Raw genomic sequence first — 21,921 nt, 5'->3', positions numbered from 1 at the left:
AGCGTCGCACCCGCGCCGCCGACCGTCCACCGCCATGTCCAGCGGCAGGCGGGTGAGCCGATGGCGGCCGTCGTCCCCGCGCCGGCGGGGGTCCCGAGGGCTGTTGCCGCCCGCGAACTTTCAGGGAGCCTGCCTGATAGTTAGCGCCCCGTCCGGCCACCGTCCCCCGCTCCGGCCTCGAGGACCGCCCTAGTTGCGCCGGACGTCCAGCGGGAACGTGGCGAGCAGCGCCGTCGGCATCCCCTGCCGCCGTAGCACGCGCCCCCAGAGGTCGGTGTTCGGCGGTGCCAGCACGTCGTCGGGCAGGCCCGGCACGACGATCCAGTCCCCGCGCTCGATCTCGTTCGCGAGCTGCCCCTCGCCCCAACCCGAGTAACCCGCGAACACCCGCAGGCCGCGCACCTTGGTCGCGAGGGCGTCCGGGTCCGAGTCCAGGTCGATCAACGCGATCGGACCGCGGACGTTGACCACGCCCTCGATCGACCGGTGGTCCTCGCCGGTGCGCAGCGCCGCCAGGCACAGGGCGGTCTTCGGGTGCACCGGCCCGCCGATGTAGACCGCCTGCGGGCGGGTCGCGTGCGGACCCCACGACGGGAGGACGTCGTGGACGGCGACCTCGCTGGGCCGGTTCAGCACCACGCCCAGGGAGCCCTCCCCCCGGTGGTCGATGACGTAGACCACCGTTCGGCGGAAGTTCGAGTCGGTCAGGCTCGGTGCCGCGACCAGCAGGGAACCCGGTTCGACTTCGGCATCAGGTCGCACGGGCACCATGATCCCAGACGACGCACGTCACACCGGGAGCGGAACATCCGGGTCACCGCGGTCGTTGCACGAACAGCCAGGCGTCATCGAGTCCCCCGGGCCCAATCGAAACCGCCTCCGCGGAATACCGTTCGGCTGGAGCCGCGCAGCGCGACCCGCCGAGAGGCGACCGGGCGTCTGGTGCAAGGGGCCGGATCCGCGACGAGCGGGTCCGGCCCCTTCGCTGTGCTCCCGTGGCGGCACGGGCGGCACGGCTTACGCTCACCCGGTGACCACCGCCGAGCCCACCGCGGCGAAGCAGCACCTCGGCGCGCGCAGGCTGCTCGCCCGCGCCGACTTCCGCCGGTTGTTCGCCTCGCGGCTGGCCGCCCAGTGGGGCGACGGCCTGTTCCAGGCCGGCCTGGCGGGCGCGGTGCTGTTCAACCCCGAGCGGCAGGCCGATCCGCTGGACGTGGCGGCCGGGTTCGCCGTCCTGCTGCTGCCCTACTCGCTGGTGGGGCCGTTCGCGGGCGCGTTGCTGGACCGGTGGGACCGGCGGCGGGTGCTGGTCGTGGCGAACCTGGTGCGCGCGGTGTTCATCGTGCTCACGGCGGTCGCGGTCGGGGTGGGCCTGGAGGGCGTGCCGCTGTACGCGGCGGCGTTGTTCGTGACCGGCGTGAGCCGGTTCGTCGGCTCGGGGCTCTCCGCTTCGCTGCCGCACGTGGTCGAGGGCGACCACCTGGTCGAGGCCAACGCGCTCGCCGCCACGATCGGCGCGCTCACCGCCGTGCTCGGCGCGGGCTGCGCGGTCGGCCTGCGGCAGGTCTTCGGCGAGGGCGACAGCGGTTCCGCGCGGACCACGGCGGTCGCCGTGCTCGGGTCGCTGGTCGCGGCGTTCGTGGCGTCCCGGTTCCGCCGGGGCGCGCTGGGCCCGGACGAGGTGGCCGAACCCCGTGCCGCGCTGGTGGCCGTGGCACGCGGGCTGCTGGACGGCGGGCGGGCCGCGTGGCGCACGCCGAGCGTCGCCGCCGCGCTGCTGGCGCTGCTCGCGCACCGCGCCGCGTTCGGGGTCTCGCTGCTGCTCACGCTGCTGCTGATGCGGCACTCGCTGGAGGACTTCGGCCCGTTCAAGGCGGGCATGGCCGGCCTGGGCGAGGTGGCCGTGGCCGGTGGCGCGGGCATCCTGCTGGCCGGTCTGGTCACCGACCGGCTGGTGGCCCTGCTCGGCCGCACGTGGGCGGTGTGCGGCGCGTTGGCGCTGGCCGCCGCGGCGCAGCTCGGCCTCGGCCTGCCGATGGCGTTGCCGACGATCCTGGGCGCGTCGTTCGTGCTCACCGGCACCGGCCAGGTGGTGAAGCTGTGCGTGGACGCGGCGGTGCAGGGCGACGTCGGCGACGAGGTCCGCGGCCGGGTGTTCGCCCTGTACGACACGCTGTTCAACATCACCCAGGTGGTGGCGATCTCGGCGGCGGCGGCCGTGGTCCCCCTGGACGGGCGCTCGCCGGGCCTGATCGTCACCGCCGCCTGCGCGCACCTGGTCGGCGCGGGCGCGTACCTGGTGCTGAACGCCCGCCGGACCGGCTCAGTCGGCCACGGCCCCGGGCACCGGTAGCCGGATCAGGCCGGTCTCGTGCGCGAAGACCACGGCCGCCATCCGGTCTCGCAGGTTGAGCACCCGCAGGATCTCCGCCACCTCCGCGCCGACCTGGCGCTGGCTCACCGCCAGCACCCGCGCGATCTCGTGGTCGGCGAGCCCGCGCGCGAGGCACCGCAGCACGGCGCGCTGCTGGTCGCTCAACGCGGCCAGGCCCCGCGGCTGCGTGGTTCCCTCGGTCGACAGTCCCCAACTGTTCATGCGACACCACCCCCAGTGTGCGTCCGACGCACACAGTCATGGTCCCGCAACTGCCTGTCACTTGGCTAACGGAAAGCGGGTGATTCGGCCGTCAGGTCGCCGCGGGCGGCTCGACGGGCTCCGCCGCGGGCGGCTCGGCGGCCTCTGCCGCGGGCGGCTCGATGCCCTCCGATCGGGCCCACGCGAACAGCTCCGCCACCGCCTCGTCGTGCTCCAGCGGACCGCGGTCCAGGCGCAGCTCCTTGAGGAACTTCCACGCCCGGCCGACCTGCGGCCCCGGCGGCAGCCCGAGCAGCCGCATGATCTCGTTGCCGTCGAGGTCCGGCCGCACGCGGCGCAGGTCCTCCTCGGCGGCGATGCGCGCGATGCGGCGCTCCAGCTCGTCGTAGGTGCGCTGCAACGCGTTGGCCTTGCGCTTGTTGCGGGTGGTGCAGTCGGCCCGGACCAGCTTGTGCAGCCGGGGCAGCAGGGGACCCGCGTCGGTCACGTACCGGCGCACCGCCGAGTCGGTCCACTCCCCCGAGCCGTACCCGTGGAACCGCAGGTGCAGGTACACGAGCTGGGCGACGTCCTCCACCACGTCCTTGGGGTACCGCAACGCGCGCAGGCGCTTGCGGACCATCTTCGCCCCCACCACCTCGTGGTGGTGGAACGAGACGCCGCCGCCCGACTCGAACCGCCGGGTGTCCGGCTTGCCGATGTCGTGCAGCAGCGCGGCGATCCGCAGCACCAGGTCCGGCTCCGGCCCGTCCTCCAGGTCGATCGCCTGCTCCAGCACCACCAACGAGTGCTGGTACACGTCCTTGTGCTGGTGGTGCTCGTCGATCTCCAGCTTCATCGCGGGCAGCTCCGGCAGCACCACGTCGGCGAGGCCGGTGGCGACCGCCAGCTCCACGCCCGCACGCGGGTGCGCGCCGGTGAGCAGCTTGGACAGCTCCGCCTGCACGCGCTCCGGCGTGATCCGGCCCAGCTCGCCCGCCATCGCGGTCATCGCCTCGACCACGCGCGGCGCGGGCGTGAAGCCGAGCTGGGACGCGAAGCGGGCGGCGCGCAGCATCCGCAGCGGGTCGTCGGAGAACGACTCGCGCGGCGTCGCCGGGGTGTCCAGCACGCGGGCGGCCAACGCCGCCCGACCGCCGGTCGGGTCCACCAGCACCCGCTCCACCAGGTCGAACGCCATCGCGTTCACGGTGAAGTCGCGGCGCACCAGGTCGCCCTCGACGGTGTCGCCGAACGTCACCTCGGGGTTGCGCGTCACGCCGTCGTAGGCGTCCGCGCGGAACGTGGTGATCTCCAGCGTCCGCCCGTGCCGGGACGCGCCCACGGTGCCGAACGCGATGCCGGTGTCCCACACCGCGTCGGCCCAGCCGGACAGCAGCGCCTGCACGGCGGGCGGGTGGGCGTCGGTGGTGAAGTCCAGGTCGAACGCGCCGGAGAGCCGTTCCAGCAACGCGTCCCGCACGCTGCCGCCGACCAGGTACAGCCGGTGGCCCGCGGCGGCGAACCGACCGGCCAGTTCGTCGGCCAGGGGGAAAGCGCTCAACAGCTCCACCACGTCGGTGGACACGTTCGATCCGGACACGAGGAGCCAGAGTACCCACCCGCGGCGTGGGCAACGAACATCACACGTTGATCATGTCACTCGGCGGAGTCGGCCACGCACCACCTGTAATCGCTGCTCACCACTACCATCAGGACATGCCCCACTCGTCCGGTCGCTCCGGCGGTCCCAAGCCGAGGCGCCGGAACCGACGCCGCGGCCGCCGCCTGAAGACGGTCGACGAGACCTCGGCGGGTGGACTGGTGCTCGACGACGGCCGCCGGGCCGCCGCGATCATCGGTCGGCTGGACCGGCGTGGCAGGCTGCTCTGGTCACTGCCCAAGGGTCACATCGAGGCCGGCGAGACCGCGGAACAGACCGCGGTGCGCGAGGTCGCCGAGGAGACCGGTATTCATAGCAGGGTGCTCCGGCCCCTCGGCTCGATCGACTACTGGTTCGTGGCCGAGGACCGCCGGGTGCACAAGACCGTCCACCACTTCCTCCTCGAAGCGCTGGGCGGCGAGCTTTCCGACGAAGACGTGGAGGTCACCGAGGTGGCGTGGGTGCCCCTTGGCGAACTGGACGAGCGGCTCGCCTACGCGGACGAGCGGCGTCTGGTGCGCCGCGCCGTCGAGCTGCTCGGACCTGACCGGACAGGCTCCGACCTGGCCGACGCCAACGTGGACGGAGCGGAGTGGGCGTGAAACGGCTGCTGTCCGCGCTCGCGGTGGCCGGGGTGCTGATCTCCGGCACGCCCGCGGTCGCCGCGCCGGTCGACGGCGGGCGCATCCCCGTGCGACCCGCGCCCGCCACGCAGGTGTGGGCGACCCGCCCGGCGTCCAACCAGCCCGGCCAGACCGTCCAACCGCTGCTGCGGCTGGACATCGAGGAGCTGTCGCCGCGGGTGGTCACCGCGGGCGCGAACTCCGTCACGGTCACCGGCAAGATCATCAACACCGGTGACCGGGACATCACCGACATCGAGCTGCGGCTCGAACGCGGTGAGGCGCTGACCAGCGAGGAGGCCGTCCGGCAGGCGTTGCGCGAGCCGACCGACGCCGAGTTCGTGCAGCCGTGGTTCACCCGGATCGCGGACGAGCTGAAGGTCGGGCAGAGCAAGCCGTTCACCCTGACCGTGCCGGTGCGCGGACCCGACAACACGTCGCTGCGCATCGACCGGCCCGGCGTCTACCCGATCCTGGCGAACATCAACGGCAGCCTGGACCGCGGTTACCGCGCCCGGCTGGCCGCGCTGAGCACCCTGCTGCCGGTGCTCGCGGTGCCGGACGGCGAGGCGCTCGGCGTGCCGGCCAACCCGGCGCGGATCACGCTGCTGTGGCCGCTGGCCGACCAGCCCCGCATGGTGAGCGGCGGCCTGGAACCGGTGTTGTCCGACGACGAGCTGGCGTCCTCGCTGGCGCTCGGCGGACGCCTGTACGGCCTGCTCAAGGGGTACGAGTCGGCGTTGGGCGACCCGCTGGGCACGGGTGTGTGCCTGGCCGTCGACCCCGACCTGCTGCGCACCGTGCAGGCCATGAGCAAGGGCTACCAGGTGCGTGGCCAGGGCGCGGGCAAGGGCCGCAACGAGGCCGAGCTGTGGCTGGCGCAGCTGCGCCTGCTCGCGGGCGGCCGGTGCGTGGTGGCCCTGCCCGACGCGGACGCCGACCTGGTCGCGCTGGCCCGCGCCGGGCTGACCGACCTGACCGCGCTCGCCGCCAAGGGCGCGGACGTGGTGCGCGAGGTGCTCCAGGTGCAGGCGCAGCCCGGCCTCGCGTGGCCCGCCGACGGCGTCGTCGACCAGCAGGCGCTGACCGAGCTGAGCGCCCAGGGCGTCACGTCGCTCGTGCTCGACCAGGCCGCCGTCGCGGGCACGCCCGGCACCGGCCCGGTGCGGCTGGACGCCGACGGCAAGCAGGTCACCGCCGTCCGCATCGACGGCATGGTGTCCGACGCGCTGCGCGGCGCGGCCACCGCCAGGACCGCGAGCGGCATCACGACACCCGTCGAGACGCGCCCGGTGTCCGTGCAGAACGCGCTCGCCGCGCTCGCCTACCGCACCGGGTTCCAGGGCAACGGGCAGCAGGTCGTGATCAGCCCGCCCCGCCGCTGGAACGCGCCGACCGGCGAGGTCAACACGTTCCTCCAGATCACCAAGTCGCTGGTGGCCGCCGGGTACGCCACGCCGGTCGGGCTCCAGGCGCTGCTGGGCGCGCTGCCCGAGCAGCAGGCCGCGTTGAGCTACCCGGTCGAGTCCGGCGCGCACGAGGTCCCGCCCGCGGTGACCGCCGAGGTCGCCGGGTCGTGGCAGGGGCTCCAGGAGCTGTCCCGGGCGATGAGCCAGCAGGACGCCGCGTCCACCGCGCCCAACGCGCTGGTCGACCCGCTGCGGCTGGGCCTGCTGCGTGCCACGTCCGGCGCGTGGCGCGGCAACGAGTCGGGCGCGCGGATCGCCCTGGGCAACGCCCGGGAGCAGGTCGACGAGCTGCGCCGCAAGGTCACCGTGACCGAGCCGAACAGCCCGATCCTGCTCGCGTCCGGCGACAGCCCCATCCCGGTGACCGTCCGCAACCGCCTGGACGTGCGGGTCACCGTGCGGATCGTGGTGGAGGAGACGCCCGGCATCATCGCCCAGCAGTTGCCGGACCAGGTGCTGCCCGCGCGTGGCGACCGGCAGCTCACCGTGCCGGTGGAGGTGCTGCGGTCCGGGCGGTTCCCGGTGCACATCAGGCTCACCACGCCGGACGGCGTGGAACTCGGTGAACGGGCCCGGCTGGAGGTCTCCTCCTCCGCCTACGGGACCATCACCATCGTCATCACCGTCCTCGCCGCCGCGCTGCTGGTGCTGCTGTCCGCCCGGCGCATCTACCGGCGGGCGCGTGCCTCGCGGGCCGCGGCGGCGGCGGTGCCGAACGACGCCAGGGGCGTCACAGCCGAGAAGTCGAGCACGAGTTGAGCGGAACGTCCACGGTGACCGAGCAGCGGAAGCCCCCGTCGGTGGCGCGTGCCTCCGGCTCGATGGCGATCGCCACGATCGTCAGCCGGGTCTCGGGCCTGCTGTCCAAGCTGTTGCTGATCACGATCATCGGCGCGAAAACCCTCAACGACTCGTACCAGGCGGCCACCACGCTGCCGACGATGATCAACGAGCTGCTGCTCGGCGGCGTCCTCACGTCCGTCGCGATTCCCTTGCTGGTGCGTGCCGAGAAGGAGGACGGCGACGGCGGCGAGTCGTACGCGCAGTGGCTGATCACCATGGCGACCGTGGTGCTCGGCGTCGGCACGGTCATCGCCGTCGCGTGCGCGCCGCTGCTGACCGCGATGTTCACCAAGGGCTCGGACCAGGCCAACCCGGAGCTGGTGACGGCGTTCGCCTACCTCGTGCTGCCGGGGATCGTGTTCTACGGCCTGTCGGCGCTGCTCGGCGCGATCCTCAACGCCCGCCACGTGTTCGGACTGCCCACGTGGGCACCGGTGCTGAACAACGTGGTCGTGATCATCACGCTGGTCGTGTACTGGCTGATGCCGGGCGAGATCTCGCTGGACCCGGTGCGGATGGGCGAGCCGAAGCTGCTGGTGCTCGGCCTGGGCACGATGCTCGGCGTGGCCGTGCAGGCGGCCGTGCTGCTGCCGGCGATGCGGCGCACCGGCCTGCGGTTCCGCTGGCGGTGGGGCTGGGACCGGCGGCTCGCCGAGTTCGGCGGGCTCGCGTTCTGGGTGCTGCTGTACGTGGCGCTGGGCCTGGTGAGCATGGCGATCCTGACCCGCGTCGCGCTCAACGCCGAGGGCGCGCTGACCGCGTACAACTACCAGTGGCTGGTCGCGCAGGTGCCGTACGGCGTGCTGGGCGTGTCGCTGCTGACCGCGTTGATGCCGAAGATGTCGCGTGCCGCGGCGGCCGACGACACCGGCGCGCTGGTGGGCGACCTGTCGTTCGGCAACCGGATGTCGGCGATCCTGCTGATGCCGTTCAGCGCGTTGATGACGGTCGCCGGCGTGGCGATCGGGCTGGCGGTCTTCTCGCACGGCGAGTCCGGGATCGCGGGCGGCGAGCGGATGGGCACGGCGCTCGCGTTGTCCGCGTTCGGGTTGGTGCCGTACGCGGTCACGCTGCTCCAGCTCCGCGTGTTCTACGCGTTGAAGGACGCCCGGACGCCCACGTTGATCCAGGGGGTCATCGTGGTGGTGCGGATCGCGCTGCTGTACGGGTTCCTGGAGTTCGCGCCGCGCGAGAAGCTCGCGGTGGGCGTGTCCATCGCGATGTCGTTGAGCTTCGTCGTCGGCGCGCTCGTCGGGCAGGTGTGGCTGAGGGTGCGGTTGGGACGCCTGCGCACGGGGTACACGGCGTGGACGATCTGCCTGACCGTGGTGGCCTCGGCCATCGGCTTCGCGGTCGCGGCCGGCGCCGCGTGGCTCGCCGTCCGCGTCCTGGGTCCGGAGGGACCGGTCGCCACGGCCTGGGTGGAGCTGGTGGTGCTCACGGTGGTGGGCCTGCCGGCCAGTTTCGCCCTGCTCGCCCTGTTCCGCGTCCCCGAGGTGGCACCAGCGATGAACAAGATCATGCGTCTGGCGCGGCGGCGATGACCGCGCCCCGCGGGCCGATTCCCGTACGCTCGGGCGCGTGAGCGGCGGCCCGATCCAGAACACCTCGCTGGTGCCCGGCGGGGTGATCGGCGACGGCCGGTACCGGCTGCTGGCCCGGTCCGGGATCGACCGGCGTTGTGCCGCGCACCTCTGGCGCGGGCGCGACGGCCAGCTCAACCGGGACGTGGCGCTCACCGTCCTGGTCGGCAACCCGACCGACCACGCGGCGCTCGCCCGCGCCAAGCGCACCGTCGAGCGCGCCATGCACGCGGCGAGCTTCACGCACCCCGGCGTGGCCAGGGTGATCGACGTGCTGACGCCGGGTGCCGGCATCCGGTTCGACGAGGGCATCCTCGGCCTGGTCGTCGCCGAGTGGACGCAGGGCACCGACCTGGTGGACCTGGTCGCCGAGGGGCCGCTGCCGGCCGGCGCGGCGACCAAGCTGCTGGAACCGCTGGGCGCGGCGATCGAGGGCGCGCACCACGCGGGCCTGGTGCTCGGCGCGGACCACCCGCAGCGCATCCGGGTGACGCCGGACGGGCGGTTGCGGCTCGCGTTCCCCGGTCCCCGGCCGGACGCGATCGCGCGCGACGACGTCAAGGGTCTCGGCGCGATCCTGTACCTGCTGCTCACCGGTCGGTGGCCGTTGCCGGGCGGACCGGACGGCGTGCCCGCCGCGCCGACCGGGCCGGACGGCGCGGTGATCGCGCCCAGCGCGTTGCACCCGTACGTGCCGCACGAGCTGTCGTCGGTCGCGGTGGGGTCGCTGGAGGACACCAGCGTCGGCGGCATCCGGACGTCCGCGGCGATCCTCCAGGTGTTGGACCGGATCGCGGAGTCCGAGGCGAAGACGGCGTTGATCCAGCCCGTGCCGGACGACGACGACAGCGACGACGGTGCCGTGTGGACGACCCGGCGGCCCGTGCGCGACAAGGAGCGCAAGCGGAAGCTGATGATCAGCGTCGCCGTGCTGGCCGTGGCGACGCTGGCCGTGGTCGTGTGGCTGGGCGTGCAGATCGTGAGCTTCTTCAGCGACGAGCCGACCAAGGGCGGCGGCCCGACCGTCGTGATCGGCCAGTCCGCGCAACCCGACTCCGGCAAGCCCGCGCCGCCCGCGCCGACACCGGCCGGTCCCGTGCAGCCGGGGTCGGTGGGCGTGTACGACGTGACCAACCAGCCGGACAACGCCAACCGCGCCAGCCGGGCCGTGGACAACAACCCGACCACGGTGTGGCAGACGGAGAACTACTTCGAGCCGTTCCCGGCGCTCAAGCCCGGCATCGGGCTGATGGCGTCGTTCGCCGAACCGGTGAAGCTGGCCTCGGTGACGGTCACCTCGCCCAGCGAGGGCACGGTGGTCGAGGTGCGCGTGGCGGCCTCCGAGGGCGCGCCGCTGGAGGAGACCAAGGTGATCGCGAACGCCACCCTGTCCGCGGGGCAGACGCAGATCCAGGTCAACGAGCACGAGGCGACGCAGCACGTGCTGCTGTGGGTGACCAAGCTGGCGGGCAGCGGGCGGAACAACCGGTCGGAGATCGCCGAAGTCGTGTACACGCGGGCCCAGTGATCGCTTGCCGCGCCCCGGGTCGGTGGCGCTCGGGGTTTGCGGTAGCGGAACGGCGGGTGGTGGCGTTGGCTGTTCACGTCCCGTCGACCCGAAGGGTATGGTCTAGACCATGTCGAGCGCGCGGCTGAGCGGTGTCGGTGTCAGTTCAGGTCGGGCCGCCGGGCCCGTGGTGCGGGTGGCCGAACCGCTGGGCGAACCCCCGGCCACGCCCGCGCCCGCCGACCCGGCCGCCGAGGCGGCCCGCGTCCGGCCCGCCGCCGACGCCGTCGCCGAGCGGCTGTTCGCCCGCGCCGCGCAGGCGACCGGCGACGCGAAGGCCGTTCTGGAGACCACCGCCGCCATGGCCGCCGACCCGGCGCTGCTCGCGCAGGCCGAGAAGTTCGTCGCGGACCGCGAACTGCCCGCCGCGCGTGCCGTGCACGAGGCCGCCGCCGGGTTCATCACCGCGCTCGAAGCCGCCGGCGGGTACATGGCCGAGCGCGCCCGCGACGTCCGCGACGTGCGGGACCGGATCATCGCCGAGCTGCTCGGCGTGCCCGCGCCCGGCGTGCCCGAGCTGGCCGCGCCGAGCGTCCTGGTCGCCCGCGACCTCGCGCCCGCCGACACCGCGGGCCTCGACCCGGCCAAGGTGCTCGCGCTGGTCACCGAGGAGGGCGGGCCCACCTCGCACACCGCGATCCTCGCCCGCTCGCTCGGCATCCCGGCCGTCGTGGCGTGCCGGGGCGTGCTCGCGCTGGACGTCGCCGCGTTGGCCGTGGACGGCGACACCGGCGTGGTCCAGGAGTCCGACGGCACCGTGCTCGCCGCGGGCGCCGGCGGCAAGCCCGAGTGGAACGGCGTCGGCGCGCTGCGCGACGGCTACCGGGTGAAGGTGCTGGGCAACGTCGGCTCACCCGCCGACGCGGCGGCGGCAGCGGCGGCCGGTGCGGAGGGCGTCGGGTTGTTCCGCACCGAGTTCTGCTTCCTGTCCTCCACCGCCGAGCCGACCGTGGAGGAGCAGCGCGCGGCGTACGCGGCGGTGCTGGCGCCGTTCGCGGGCAAGCCCGTGGTGGTGCGGACCCTCGACGCGGGCGCGGACAAGCCGCTCGCCTTCCTCGCGCCCGAGCCCGAGCCGAACCCGGCGCTCGGCGTGCGCGGCCTGCGGGTGGCGTTCGACCGGCCGGACGTGCTGGACCGCCAGCTCACGGCCATCGCACTGGCCGCGAAGGACACCGGCGCGGACGTCTCCGTGATGGCGCCGATGGTCGCGACCGCCGCCGAAGCGGCGTGGTTCGTCGAACGCGCGCGCAAGGCGGGTGTCGAGCGGGCCGGCGTGATGGTCGAGATCCCGGCCGCCGCGCTGGCCGCGCGCGAGATCCTGGCCGTCGTGGACTTCGTGTCGCTGGGCACCAACGACCTGGCGCAGTACGTGTTCGCGGCGGACCGGCAGGTCGGCGCCGTGGCGGCGCTCAACGACCCGTGGCAGCCGGCGTTGCTGCGCCTGGTCGCGATGGTCGGCGAGGCGGGCACCGAACTGGGCAAGCCGGTGGGCGTCTGCGGCGAGGCCGCCGCGGACCCGCTGCTCGCGTGCGTGCTCACCGGTCTGGGCGTGACCAGCCTGTCCATGAACCACGCGGCGCTGGCCGGCGTCGGCGCGAAGCTCGCGTCCACCAGCTTCGACCTGTGCCAGCTCGCGGCTCGCGGCGCGCTCTCGGCGGCCGACCCGGCGGCGGCGAAGCTCGCCGCCCGCGCGCCGCACTAGGGCCTGCCCGCGGAGGTGGTGTGGTGGGTCTGCCGACCCGAGGTCGGACGCCTTCCCCGCCCCAGCGGGTGTCCTGAAGGCTGTCGCCGCCGCGAAACTTTCAGGGAGCCTGCCTGATAGTTAGGGCCTGGCCCGCGTATCTATCAGGGAGCCTCCCTGATAGATAGCGCCCGGCCCGCGTATCTATCAGGGAGCCTGCCTGATAGTTAGCGCTCCGCCTGACCGCCGTCCTCCCCGCGCCGGCGGGGGCGGTCCGGGTCGTGCTCCGGCTTTGAGGACCTAGGTCGTCACCGAGGTGATCGCCGCGCACACCACCCGCACCAGCGGGTGGTCCTCCGCGCCCTTGCGGACGGCGGCGAAGACGCGGCGCAGCGGGATCGCCCCGGTCACCGGCGTGCCCCGCACCGCGCGGCGCGGCACGAGCGCCACGCCCGCGCCCGCGCGGACCAGCGCGCCGATGGCGGTGAAGTCGTTCGACGTCTGCGTGATGCGCGGGGCGAACCCCGCGCCGCCGCACGCCAGCTCCACCACGTCGCGGACCGGGTTGCCGGGCGGCGGTGCGACCCACTCGTCGTCGGCGAGGGCCGCGAGGTCCACCGCCACCGCGCCCGCGAGCGGGTGCGCCGGTGGCAGCACGGCGTCGAACGGCTCGGTGTAGAGCGGGAACCGGGTGAGGCGGCCGTCGTCGCGCTTCGGCCGGTACTCCTCGGTGATCGCCAGGTCGATCTCGCCGTCCAGCAGGAGCGGCACCGAGGCGTGGCCCTCCACGTCCCGCACGTGCACCACCACGCCCGGCGCGGACGACCGCAGCGCCGCCATGGCGGGCGCCACGACCTGCGTGATCGCGGACGCGAAGCTGCCCACCTCGACCAGCCCGGCGGTGCCCGCGGCGAGCCCGGCGAGCGTCGCCCGCGCCCGCTCCAACTCGGCCGCCACGGCGTGCGCGTGCCCCACCAGCAGCTCACCGGCCGACGTCAACGACACCCGCCGCCCGCGCCTGCGCAGCAGCTCCTGCCCCACCTCCGCCTCCAACGCGGCGAGCTGCTGCGACACCGCCGACGGCGTCAGGTGCAACGCGGTGGCCGCCGCGGTCACGGTGCCGTGGTCGGCAAGGGCGCGCAGCACGCGCAGGCGTCTGGGGTCGATCACCCGTCCATTGTCTTGACCAGCGACAGCACCTGCTTGTCCGCACCCGACGACAGGTCCAGGTCCAGCCGCCGCCCGGTGACCGAGGCGCCCATCCCGCCGCACGGGCCGGCGGTTGTCTGGAACGCGAGCCGCCCGTCGGCCACCTCCACCTCACCCGTGCAGTGCAACTCCATCGGCGGCAGCCCGCCGTGAGCGTTGGGCAGGTCGAACACCACCGCGATGTCCAGCCGGAACGCCCCGTCGGCACCGACCACCAGCTTGGACGGCAGGTCGGCGACGCTGCCGGACGGCGCCAGCTCCCAGGTGCCGACCGCGTCGGCGACCCGGGCCGGTGGCGGACCGGCGGGTGGTTCCGCCACCACCCGGTAGGCGGCCACGCCGCCACCGCCGAGCAGCGCGGCGGCGAGCACCCCGAGCCCGACGCCGCGGAAGCTGAAGTGCCGGTGCTTGTCACCGGCGTGCCGGACGCGCACGTCGCGCCCGCCTTGGAAGACGTGGTTCCGGTCGCCCTCGACGTGGGACGACTGCCTCGGTTCGGACATGGGCACACCCCCTCACCGGGGAGGTGGGCCGAACCGGGGCAGTCGTTACCGGGTTCCCCCGAACGGATCAGCCGTGCATCAACGCGCGTGCGGCCACGAACGCGTCCACGGCGCGGTTCACGTCGTCCGTCGAGTGGGCGGCCGACATCTGGGTCCGGATGCGCGCCTTGCCGTGCGGCACCACCGGGTACGAGAAGCCGATCACGTAGATCCCCTGCTCCAGCAGCAGGTCCGCCATCCGCGACGCCTCCGCCGCGTCGCCGATCATCACCGGGATGATCGGGTGCTCGCCGGGCAGCAGGTCGAAGCCCTCGTCGGTCATCCGCTGCCGGAACAGGCGGGTGTTGTCACGCAGCCGGGTGAGCAGTTCGCCGGACGAGCTGAGCAGGTCCAGCGCCGCGACCGAGGCGGCCGTGATGGACGGCGCCAGCGAGTTGGAGAACAGGTACGGCCGGGACCGCTGCCGCAGCATCGCCACGATCTCCGCCCGCCCGGACGTGTAACCGCCGCTCGCGCCGCCGAGCGCCTTGCCGAGCGTGCCGGTGACGATGTCCACCCGGTCCTGCACGCCGAACAGCTCCGGCGTGCCGCGCCCGGTCGGGCCGGTGAAGCCGACGGCGTGCGAGTCGTCCACCATGACCAGCGCGTCGTACCGGTCGGCCAGGTCGCAGATGTCGTCCAACGGCGCCAAGTAGCCGTCCATGGAGAACACGCCGTCGGTGGCGATGAGCCGGTACCGCGCGTCGGCGGCGTCCTTGAGCTGCCGCTCCAGGTCGTCCAGGTCGCGGTTCTTGTAGCGGTAGCGGCGGGCCTTGGACAGGCGCACGCCGTCGATGATCGACGCGTGGTTCAGCTCGTCGCTGATGATCGCGTCCTCCGGGCCGGTCAGCGTCTCGAACAGGCCGCCGTTGGCGTCGAAGCAGGAGCTGTAGAGGATGGTGTCCTCGGTGCCGAGGAACTCCGACAGGCGCTTCTCCAGCTCCTTGTGCGGTTCCTGGGTGCCGCAGATGAACCGCACGGACGCCATGCCGAAGCCCCACCGGTCGAGCGCGTCCTTGGCGGCTGCGATCAAGCGCGGGTGGTCGGCGAGGCCCAGGTAGTTGTTGGCGCAGAAGTTCAGCACCTCGTCACCCGCGCCCACCCGGACGGCCGCGTTCTGGGGTGTCCCGATGACCCGTTCCGCCTTGTACAGGCCCGCTTCGCGGATCTCGTCGAGTCCGGCCCGCAGGTCGTCGCGCATGGCGCCGTACATTCAGTTGGCTCCCGTCCAGTCGAGGATGACCTTGCCGCACTTGCCTTCGCGGGCGGTGGCGAAGGCTTCTTCGTACGCGGTGTAGTCGAACCGGTGCGTGATCACCGGTGTCAGGTCGAGGCCGCGTTGCAGCAGCACGGACATCGAGTACCAGGTCTCGAACATCTCGCGGCCGTAGATGCCCTTGATGTGCAGCATCTTCAGCACGACGCTGCTCCAGTCCACGGCGAACTGCCCGGCGGGCAGGCCGAGCATCGCGATCCGGCCGCCGTGGGCCATGTTGCCGATCATGTCCTGGAGCGCCTGCGGTTGGCCGGACATCTCCATGCCGACGTCGAAGCCCTCGGACATGCCCAGCTCGGCCTGCGCGTCGGCGATGGTGCGCTCGGTGACGTCCAGCGCGAGGTCGACGCCCACCTTGCGCGCGATGTCCAGCCGGTGGCCGCTGACGTCGGTGATCACGACGTTGCGCGCGCCCGCGTGCTTGGCGACGGCGGCGGCCATGATGCCGATCGGGCCCGCGCCGGTGATCAGCACGTCCTCGCCGATGACCGGGAACGACAGCGCGGTGTGCACGGCGTTGCCGAACGGGTCGAAGATCGCGGCCACGTCCAGGTCGACGGGTGCGCGGTGCACCCACGCGTTCTGCTCGGGCAGCACGACGTACTGGGCGAACGCGCCGTCGCTGTGCACGCCGAGGCCGCGGGTGTGGGCGCACAGGTGGCGGCGGCCCGCCTTGCAGTTGCGGCACGTGCCGCACACCAGGTGGCCCTCGCCGCTGACCAGGTCGCCGATCCGCACGCCGGTCACCGCGGGACCGGTGGCGACCACCTCGCCGACGAACTCGTGCCCGACGACCAGCGGCGCGGTGATGTTGTGCGCGGCCCAGTCGTCCCACGAGTCGATGTGGAGGTCGGTGCCGCAGATGCCGGTGCGGAGCACCCGGACGACCACGTCGTCGGGTCCGGGTGTCGGGTCGGGGACGTCGGTGAGCGACAGCCCCGGCCCCGCGGCCGCCTTGACCAGTGCCTTCATGCCGGCAGTGTGCTCCCGTCGCGCTTGTGTAGTCCATCAGGACTTTCTGAATCAGCTTGTAAGCTCAGCTTCACTGGTGATGTTGCGGACCATGCCGCCGAACACCAGCCCGTGCCACGGCCACACGGCCCACCAGTAGAGGTGCCCGGCCAGCCCGCGCGGCACGAACACCGCCCGCTGCCGGTACACCGAACCGCCACCCGGGCCGGGTGCCACGCGCAGCTCCAGCCACGCCAGTCCGGGTACCCGCATCTCCGCCCGCAGCCGCAGCAGCCGGCCCCGTTCGACCTCCTCGACCCGCCACCAGTCCAGCGCCTCACCCACGTGCAGCCGACGCGGGTCGCGCCGCCCCCGCCGCAGCCCGACACCGCCGATCAGCCGGTCCAGCCACCCGCGCACCGCCCAGGCCAGGGGGAACGAGTACCAGCCGTGCTCGCCGCCGATGCCCTCCACGACGGCCCACAGCCGTTCCGGCGAGGCGGGCGTCCGGCGTTCCCGGACGTCGACGTAGGACGAACCGCCGGTCCACCCGGGGTCGGACGGCAGCGGGTCCGACGGCGCGCCCGGCACCGACGCGCCGGACCACCGCGTCTCCACGTCCGCGTCGCGGACCTTGGCCAGGGCGAGTTCCACCGCCCGGTCGTAGCCGGTGACCGGGCCGGGCAGCAGGCGGCGCGCGTCGTCCTCGTGGCAGACCACCTCGTGCACCAGCGACTCGATCAGCGGCACGGCGATCGCGCGGGGCACCGGGGTCACCAGGTTCACCCAATGTGAGGACAGCCGCGGCGTCAGGAAGGGGACCGGCAGCACCTTGCGCGGGGGCAGCCCGGCCACCACCGCGTACCGCCGCATCATGTCCAGGTAGGTGAGCACGTCGGGCCCGCCGATGTCGAAGGTGCGGTTGATCCCGTCCGGCAGCCCGACCGCCTCCACCAGGTAACGCAGCACGTCGCGCACGGCGATCGGCTGGACGCGGTTGTGCACCCAGCGGGGCGTGACCATCACCGGCAGCCGCTCGGTGAGGTAGCGCAACATCTCGAAACTGGCCGACCCGGACCCGATCACCACCGCCGCCTGGAACACCACGGCGGGCACCTCGGAGGCGAGGAAGACGTCACCGACCTCGGTGCGGGAAGCCAGGTGCGGCGACAACGGCCCGCTCGGGTGCAACCCGCCGAGGTACACGACCCGCCGCACCCCGGCCTGTGCCGCGGCGCGCGCGGTGTGCTCGGCGGCGCGGCGGTCGGCGTCGGCGAAGTCCTTGTCGCGCAACGAGTGCACGAGGTAGTGGACGACGTCGACGCCGGCCGTCGCGGCGGTCAGCGTGGCCGGGTCGAGCACGTCGCCGCGCACCACCTCCACCCGGTCGGCCCACGGCACGTCCCGGAGCTTGGCGGGATCGCGCACGAGGCACCGGACCTCGTGCCCCTCGGCCAGCAGCCGGGGCACCAGCCGACCGCCGAGGTACCCGGTCGCACCCGTGACAAGGCAGCGCATCCCCCGATCCTGGGGGTGTTCCGCCCGGCGCGCACGCGGGGGCGGTCGGCCGGCCCCCGGCGGTCAGGCGTGGGACCTGAGGTGGTTGAGCAGCCCGGCGAACCCGTTGGGGCTGAAGGTCAGGACGGGGCCGTCGGGGTTCTTGGAGTCGCGCACGGCGACCCCGCGGGTCACGTGGGCGACCTCCACGCAGTTGTCGTTGCCTTCGGTGTAGCTGGCCTTGCGCCAGCGTGCGGTGGGGAATTCCGGGGCCGGCATTCCGCTACCCCTTTCGTCACTTGAGCGAGTTGATCCGTCGGTCCAGCATCTTCGCCGATGCGCGGTCGTCCAGGGCGGTCACCCGGAGCCGGTCGAACGCGAGCGCGTACACGTCGGTCGCCTTCGGGTGGTCCAGGTAGTTGGCGTCGGTCAGCCCCTCCAGGTACGCGACGGTGAGCGCCGGCAGGGCCAGCCGCAGCAACGTGAACGGCGTGCCGAGCGCGTGGTGCTCGCCCGCCTCCAGCGGGAGCACCTGGAAGGTCACGTTCGGCAGGTCGATCAGCTCACGCAGCCGCCGCAACTGCGCCCGGAAGACCTCGCCGCCGCCGATCGGCCGGAGCAGCGCGGGTTCCGCGACGACGAGCCAGTACGCGGGCGGGTCGTCGGCGGTCAGCAGGTCCTGCCGGGCGGCGCGCTCGCGGGCCGCGTTGGCGACCTCGGCGGGTGGGGTCGTGAGCGACATGGAGAGCAGCGCCCGCGCGTAGTCCTCGGTCTGGACGGTGCCGGGCAGCATGGTCTCCCGGTAGGTCTTGATCTCGGCCGCGTGTGCTTCCAGGACGCGGTAGGTGTCGCCCCACGCGGGCGTCCGGCCGGCGCTGGTGCGCGCCCGCGCGAGGCCGCCGAACTCGTGGACCTTCGCCGCCTCCGCGCCGGTGACGTCGTACAGGTCCAGCAGGCGGCCCAGTTCCTCCTCGGTGAGCCGGACCGTGCCCGCTTCGAGCTTGCTGACCTTGCCGACGCCGTACCAGCCGAACCGCTGGGCCACCTCGGTCGGCGTGCGGCCGGCCCGTTCCCGCAGGCTGCGCAGGAAGATGCCGAGCACGACCCGGTACGTCGTGGCTGCTGGTGCCGTCATGCGGTCGGTCCTCCGGTCTGGGGGTGCGAGCGCCTACATCCTGCCGCTCGGCCGGACATTCACCCGTTTGGCTACCGGGACCTGGGCAACTTACCCAATACCATTCCACGGAGGCTAGGTAATCAAACTAGTAACTTTCTGATTGAGGTCCCGAATCATGATCAACGGCTCGAAGCCCGAACTCTGGACCGCCGCCGATTTCGACGACGACGTGCGCATCGACCACCAGACCGGCCGCGACTGGGCGAAGTTCACCTTCCCCGGCGGGCAGGTCGAGCTGACCTTCAGCGCGCACGCCCTCGCCAAGTTGATCACCGCCGGCCAGGCGGCGCTCGCCGAGATCCGCCGCGCCTAGCGCACCGGCCGGAACGGGTGGCGGGTGGCGAACTCCGCCGCCGTCAGCCCGAACAACACCACGTCGTGGTGCCGTCCGGCGAAGAACTCGTGGTCCCGCAGCACGCCCTCCCGCCGGAACCCCAGCTTCTCGTGCAGCGCGATCGACGCCTCGTTGAAGGCGTGCACCGACACCTCGCACTTGTGCATCCGCCGCTCACCGAACATGAACCCGAGCAGCAGCACCACGGCCTCCGCCGCGTACCCCCGCCGCTGGTGCTCGCGCCCGATCCCGATCCCGTACCCGAACCGCCCGGCCCGCGCGTCCACCCCGAACGCGGACAACGACCCGACCAGCTCCCCACCGACCTCGACGGCCAGCCGGAACTCGTCACCGCCGTCCCGCACGGCCTCCTGCTCCGCCCAAGCCCGGTACCCCGCGGCCGACCGGGGCGGGTGCACGAGATCCCCGTCCCGCATGTCCGACACGTGCTCGTCGAACCGCATGAACGCGCGCCAGTCCTCCGGCTCGACACCCCGCAGCCGGACCCGCTCCCCCACCCAGCTCACGCGCCGCGGAACCAGCGGTTCTTGCGCTTGATCTCCAACGCGCCCATGGTCATCCGCCCCCGCACCACGAAGTGCGGCCGACCGCCCACCCCGCCGACCTTGTCCCGCAACGAACTGGCCGACATCTCCACGTCGTTCGCGTCCACCGTGGCGCTGTCCGGCACGACCATGGTCACCGACCCACCCGCGACGTCCAGCTCGACGTCCACCACCGGGTGCTGGATGTCGGCCTCGCGGAAGTCCAGGTCCGTCGAACCCATCCGGCTGCGCACGAGCAACGCCTGCGGCACCACCCACGCGCCCTTGCGGACCATGGACGACATGGTCGACTTCAGCTCCATCCGCTCCTTCGGCGGCGCGACCACGGCCACCGGCCGCTCGGTGTTCACCACGCCGGTCAGGTCGAGCAGCACGACGTTCAGCTCCTCGCGGGTCCGCGCGGCCAGCGCCCGGTCCGCCCGCTCGGTGAACTCGTCCAACGTGATCAACCCGCGCCCGATGGCCTTCTGGAGCACGCCGACGACGTGCTCCCGCTCGGCGTCGGACACCCGCCACTGCCTCGGATCCGTCATGTCCCCTCCGGTTCGACGTCGAGCCCCTGCTCGATGGCGTACCGCGCCAGCTCGACGCGGTTGTGCAGTTGCAGCTTCCGCAGCGTGGACTGCACGTGGTTCTCCACGGTCCGGTGCGAGATCACCAGCCGGTTCGCGATCTGCCGCGCGGTGAGGCCCTTCGCGACCAGCCGCAGCACCTCCGTCTCGCGGTCGGTGAGCTGCGGCTTGTCCACGTCCGGCGTGGCGGCCATGCGGCGGTACTCGCCGAGCACCAGGCCCGCGAGCCCGGCCGTGAACACGGCGTCGCCGGCGGCGGTCCGGTTCACCGCCTCCACCAGCTCCTCGGCCGACGCCGATTTCACCAGGTAGCCCGACGCGCCCGCCTTCACCGCCTCCAGCACGTCGTCGTGCTCGCCGCTCGCCGACAGCACCAGCACCCTGGTGCCCTCCAGCGACCCGGTGATCATGGTGGTGGCCTCGACACCGGACGGCCCGCCCAGGTTGAGGTCCATCAGCACCACGTCGGGCCGCACGGCACGCGCGATGCGCACCGCCGACGCCGCGTCGCCCGCGGTCGCGACCACGTCGAACCCGCGCTCGGCGAGGTCCCGCGCGACACCGTCGCGCCACAGCGGGTGGTCGTCGACCACCATCACGGACACGCTCATCGGTAGACCCGCACCTCCCACTCCGTGCCCTCCCCCGGCCCGGTTTGCAGCTCCAGGGTCCCACGCAGCGCCTCCACCCGGCCCCGGATCGACTTGGCGACGCCCAGCCGCCCCTCCGCCTCGGCCGACGCGAGCCTGCCCTCCGGTATGCCGGGCCCGTCGTCGCGCACGCTCAGCACGACCTCCTCGCCCAGGTCCTCCAGCAGCACCCACGCCTTCGCGCCGGGCGCGTGCTTGTCCACGTTGGACAACGCCTCCCGGACCACGGACGTCAGCTCGAACGCCGTCGCGGCGGGCAGCATGACGCGGGTGGCCGGAGTGGACACCTGGACCTTCGGCGTGGCCAGCAGTTGCAGCGCGGGGCGCAGGTCCGCGTCACCGTCCACAGTCGACTCCGCCGGCGCGGCGGCCACCAGCGAGCGCAGCGCCACCTCCTGCTCGCCCGCCAGCTCCGCCAGCTCGGCCGCCTCGCCACCCAGCTCCACGCCCCGCTTGCGGACCCGCGCCAGCACCTGGAGCACACCGTCGTGGATGGACCGGGCGAGCCGTTCGCGCTCGGCCGTGGCCGCCTCGGCGCGCAGCGCCTGCGCCAACCGCACCGCCGCGCGCCGCGCCGTGCTGGACGCCATGCCGACCACGAGCCCGGCACCGGCGAGCAGCACCACGTCGCGCACCAGGTCCACGGTGAGCGTGCCCCGGTTCAGGTAGGTGGAGAGGCCGACGACGAGCCCCGACAGGCCGCCCGCGACCTGCCCGCCGAGCGCGCCCGCGGCCACCGCCGGCCCGCACGCCCAGATGGTGGTGATCAGGGGGACGTTCGCCAGGAACTGGGTGTCGGTCATGATCAGCTGCGACAACGACATCAACCCGCACGCCACGGCGAGGTCCGCGGACACCACCCACGGTCGGCGACCGCTCTCCCGGCTGTACGCCTGGATGGTGAACACCGACCACGCCGCCATCACGCCGATAACGGTCCACGCGAGCCATGGCCTGGCATACGTGTTGTGATGCACGGCTGCGTTGCCCAGAGCGAACAGGAACGTCACGATGCGTAACGCGACGGTTCCCCGCCAGAGGTGCGCGACCGGGTCCTCGGTCACCGATGGACCCCCTGGTGCGGCCTTTGTGTGCACGGTGTGCTCCCTTCGCCGTTGATTTTGCCGTGTCGGAGTGGCGCAG

General features: G+C 73.2%; 21 protein-coding genes. 7 read left to right on the top strand and 14 right to left on the bottom strand.

The genetic code is table 11. The features are described 5' to 3' along the window. Positions 1 to 189: 189 nt before the first annotated feature. Positions 190 to 771, bottom strand: coding sequence for a YqgE/AlgH family protein (locus tag KZQ38_RS19820; protein ID WP_219443629.1), 582 nt, complete (start codon positions 769 to 771; stop codon positions 190 to 192). Positions 772 to 1,030: 259 nt separating this feature from the next. On the opposite strand from KZQ38_RS19820, the gene KZQ38_RS19815 reads away from it, so the two are divergent. After that, on the top strand, positions 1,031 to 2,353 hold the full coding sequence (locus tag KZQ38_RS19815; RefSeq protein ID WP_219443628.1) for an MFS transporter: 1,323 nt from the start codon (positions 1,031 to 1,033) through the stop codon (positions 2,351 to 2,353). Here KZQ38_RS19815 and KZQ38_RS19810 read toward each other — a convergent pair. Together KZQ38_RS19810 and KZQ38_RS19805 are read right to left on the bottom strand one after the other, a co-directional pair. Further along, on the bottom strand, positions 2,324 to 2,596 hold the full coding sequence (locus KZQ38_RS19810; RefSeq protein WP_219443627.1) for a response regulator transcription factor: 273 nt from the start codon (positions 2,594 to 2,596) through the stop codon (positions 2,324 to 2,326). The genes KZQ38_RS19815 and KZQ38_RS19810 overlap by 30 nt on opposite strands. Positions 2,597 to 2,687: 91 nt before the next feature. Continuing rightward, entirely contained in the window at positions 2,688 to 4,178 is a 1,491-nt protein-coding gene (locus tag KZQ38_RS19805; RefSeq protein WP_219443626.1) for a CCA tRNA nucleotidyltransferase, read from the bottom strand. Positions 4,179 to 4,294: 116 nt separating this feature from the next. Between KZQ38_RS19805 and KZQ38_RS19800 the strand changes: the two genes are divergently transcribed. From KZQ38_RS19800 to KZQ38_RS19780, 5 genes are all read left to right on the top strand, one after another. Further along, complete coding sequence (locus KZQ38_RS19800; protein WP_219443625.1) at positions 4,295 to 4,840, top strand: NUDIX hydrolase; 546 nt, start codon at positions 4,295 to 4,297, stop codon at positions 4,838 to 4,840. Beyond that, complete coding sequence (locus KZQ38_RS19795; protein WP_219443624.1) at positions 4,837 to 7,089, top strand: DUF6049 family protein; 2,253 nt, start codon at positions 4,837 to 4,839, stop codon at positions 7,087 to 7,089. Before KZQ38_RS19800 ends, KZQ38_RS19795 begins: the two co-directional genes overlap by 4 nt. Positions 7,090 to 7,103: 14 nt before the next feature. Then, positions 7,104 to 8,717 (top strand): murein biosynthesis integral membrane protein MurJ, encoded by a 1,614-nt coding sequence (murJ, locus tag KZQ38_RS19790; RefSeq protein ID WP_308258489.1) that lies wholly within the window; start codon positions 7,104 to 7,106, stop codon positions 8,715 to 8,717. 37 nt (positions 8,718 to 8,754) lie between these two features. Further along, on the top strand, positions 8,755 to 10,284 hold the full coding sequence (locus tag KZQ38_RS19785) for a protein kinase family protein (protein ID WP_219443622.1): 1,530 nt from the start codon (positions 8,755 to 8,757) through the stop codon (positions 10,282 to 10,284). 109 nt (positions 10,285 to 10,393) lie between these two features. Further along, positions 10,394 to 12,025, top strand: a complete 1,632-nt coding sequence (locus KZQ38_RS19780; RefSeq protein ID WP_219443621.1) for a phosphoenolpyruvate--protein phosphotransferase — start codon at positions 10,394 to 10,396, stop codon at positions 12,023 to 12,025. A gap of 279 nt (positions 12,026 to 12,304) precedes the next feature. Here the strand turns inward: KZQ38_RS19780 and KZQ38_RS19775 are convergent, their stop codons facing one another. The 7 genes from KZQ38_RS19775 to KZQ38_RS19745 form a co-directional block, all read right to left on the bottom strand. Next, complete coding sequence (locus KZQ38_RS19775; RefSeq protein WP_219443620.1) at positions 12,305 to 13,174, bottom strand: LysR family transcriptional regulator; 870 nt, start codon at positions 13,172 to 13,174, stop codon at positions 12,305 to 12,307. After that, on the bottom strand, positions 13,171 to 13,716 hold the full coding sequence (locus KZQ38_RS19770) for a hypothetical protein (protein ID WP_219443619.1): 546 nt from the start codon (positions 13,714 to 13,716) through the stop codon (positions 13,171 to 13,173). Before KZQ38_RS19770 ends, KZQ38_RS19775 begins: the two co-directional genes overlap by 4 nt. A gap of 67 nt (positions 13,717 to 13,783) precedes the next feature. Continuing rightward, entirely contained in the window at positions 13,784 to 14,968 is a 1,185-nt protein-coding gene (locus KZQ38_RS19765; RefSeq protein ID WP_219443618.1) for a glycine C-acetyltransferase, read from the bottom strand. After that, positions 14,969 to 16,003 carry an L-threonine 3-dehydrogenase gene (gene tdh, locus KZQ38_RS19760; protein WP_219443617.1) on the bottom strand — a complete coding sequence of 345 codons (1,035 nt, stop codon included), beginning with the start codon at positions 16,001 to 16,003 and terminating at the stop codon, positions 14,969 to 14,971. Positions 16,004 to 16,054: 51 nt separating this feature from the next. Beyond that, positions 16,055 to 17,500 carry an SDR family oxidoreductase gene (locus KZQ38_RS19755; RefSeq protein WP_219443616.1) on the bottom strand — a complete coding sequence of 482 codons (1,446 nt, stop codon included), beginning with the start codon at positions 17,498 to 17,500 and terminating at the stop codon, positions 16,055 to 16,057. Positions 17,501 to 17,563: 63 nt separating this feature from the next. Beyond that, on the bottom strand, positions 17,564 to 17,758 hold the full coding sequence (locus KZQ38_RS19750; protein WP_219443615.1) for a DUF397 domain-containing protein: 195 nt from the start codon (positions 17,756 to 17,758) through the stop codon (positions 17,564 to 17,566). Positions 17,759 to 17,774: 16 nt separating this feature from the next. Continuing rightward, complete coding sequence (locus KZQ38_RS19745) at positions 17,775 to 18,614, bottom strand: helix-turn-helix domain-containing protein (RefSeq protein WP_219443614.1); 840 nt, start codon at positions 18,612 to 18,614, stop codon at positions 17,775 to 17,777. A 157-nt stretch (positions 18,615 to 18,771) separates the two neighbouring features. Between KZQ38_RS19745 and KZQ38_RS19740 the strand changes: the two genes are divergently transcribed. After that, positions 18,772 to 18,969 (top strand): hypothetical protein, encoded by a 198-nt coding sequence (locus tag KZQ38_RS19740; protein WP_219443613.1) that lies wholly within the window; start codon positions 18,772 to 18,774, stop codon positions 18,967 to 18,969. Here KZQ38_RS19740 and KZQ38_RS19735 read toward each other — a convergent pair. Genes KZQ38_RS19735 through macS form a run of 4 tightly spaced genes read right to left on the bottom strand, consistent with a single transcriptional unit; the run spans position 18,966 to position 21,842 of the window. Then, positions 18,966 to 19,517: a GNAT family N-acetyltransferase gene (locus KZQ38_RS19735; protein ID WP_308258488.1), complete on the bottom strand. Its 552-nt coding sequence runs from the start codon at positions 19,515 to 19,517 to the stop codon at positions 18,966 to 18,968. The genes KZQ38_RS19740 and KZQ38_RS19735 overlap by 4 nt on opposite strands. Beyond that, positions 19,514 to 20,089 (bottom strand): DUF1707 SHOCT-like domain-containing protein, encoded by a 576-nt coding sequence (locus tag KZQ38_RS19730; RefSeq protein ID WP_219443612.1) that lies wholly within the window; start codon positions 20,087 to 20,089, stop codon positions 19,514 to 19,516. The genes KZQ38_RS19735 and KZQ38_RS19730 overlap by 4 nt, the downstream gene beginning before the upstream one ends. Next, positions 20,086 to 20,739 (bottom strand): response regulator, encoded by a 654-nt coding sequence (locus KZQ38_RS19725; protein ID WP_219443611.1) that lies wholly within the window; start codon positions 20,737 to 20,739, stop codon positions 20,086 to 20,088. The genes KZQ38_RS19730 and KZQ38_RS19725 overlap by 4 nt, the downstream gene beginning before the upstream one ends. Then, the gene (macS, locus tag KZQ38_RS19720) at positions 20,736 to 21,842 is read right to left on the bottom strand and encodes a MacS family sensor histidine kinase (protein ID WP_308258487.1); all 1,107 of its coding nucleotides are present in this window, start codon (positions 21,840 to 21,842) and stop codon (positions 20,736 to 20,738) included. The genes KZQ38_RS19725 and macS overlap by 4 nt, the downstream gene beginning before the upstream one ends. Positions 21,843 to 21,921 lie beyond the last annotated feature (79 nt).

It is taken from the genome of Saccharothrix obliqua (assembly GCF_019375475.1).
GTDB lineage: Bacteria > Actinomycetota > Actinomycetes > Mycobacteriales > Pseudonocardiaceae > Actinosynnema > Actinosynnema obliqua.
This window is presented reverse-complemented; position numbering and strand designations above follow the sequence as displayed.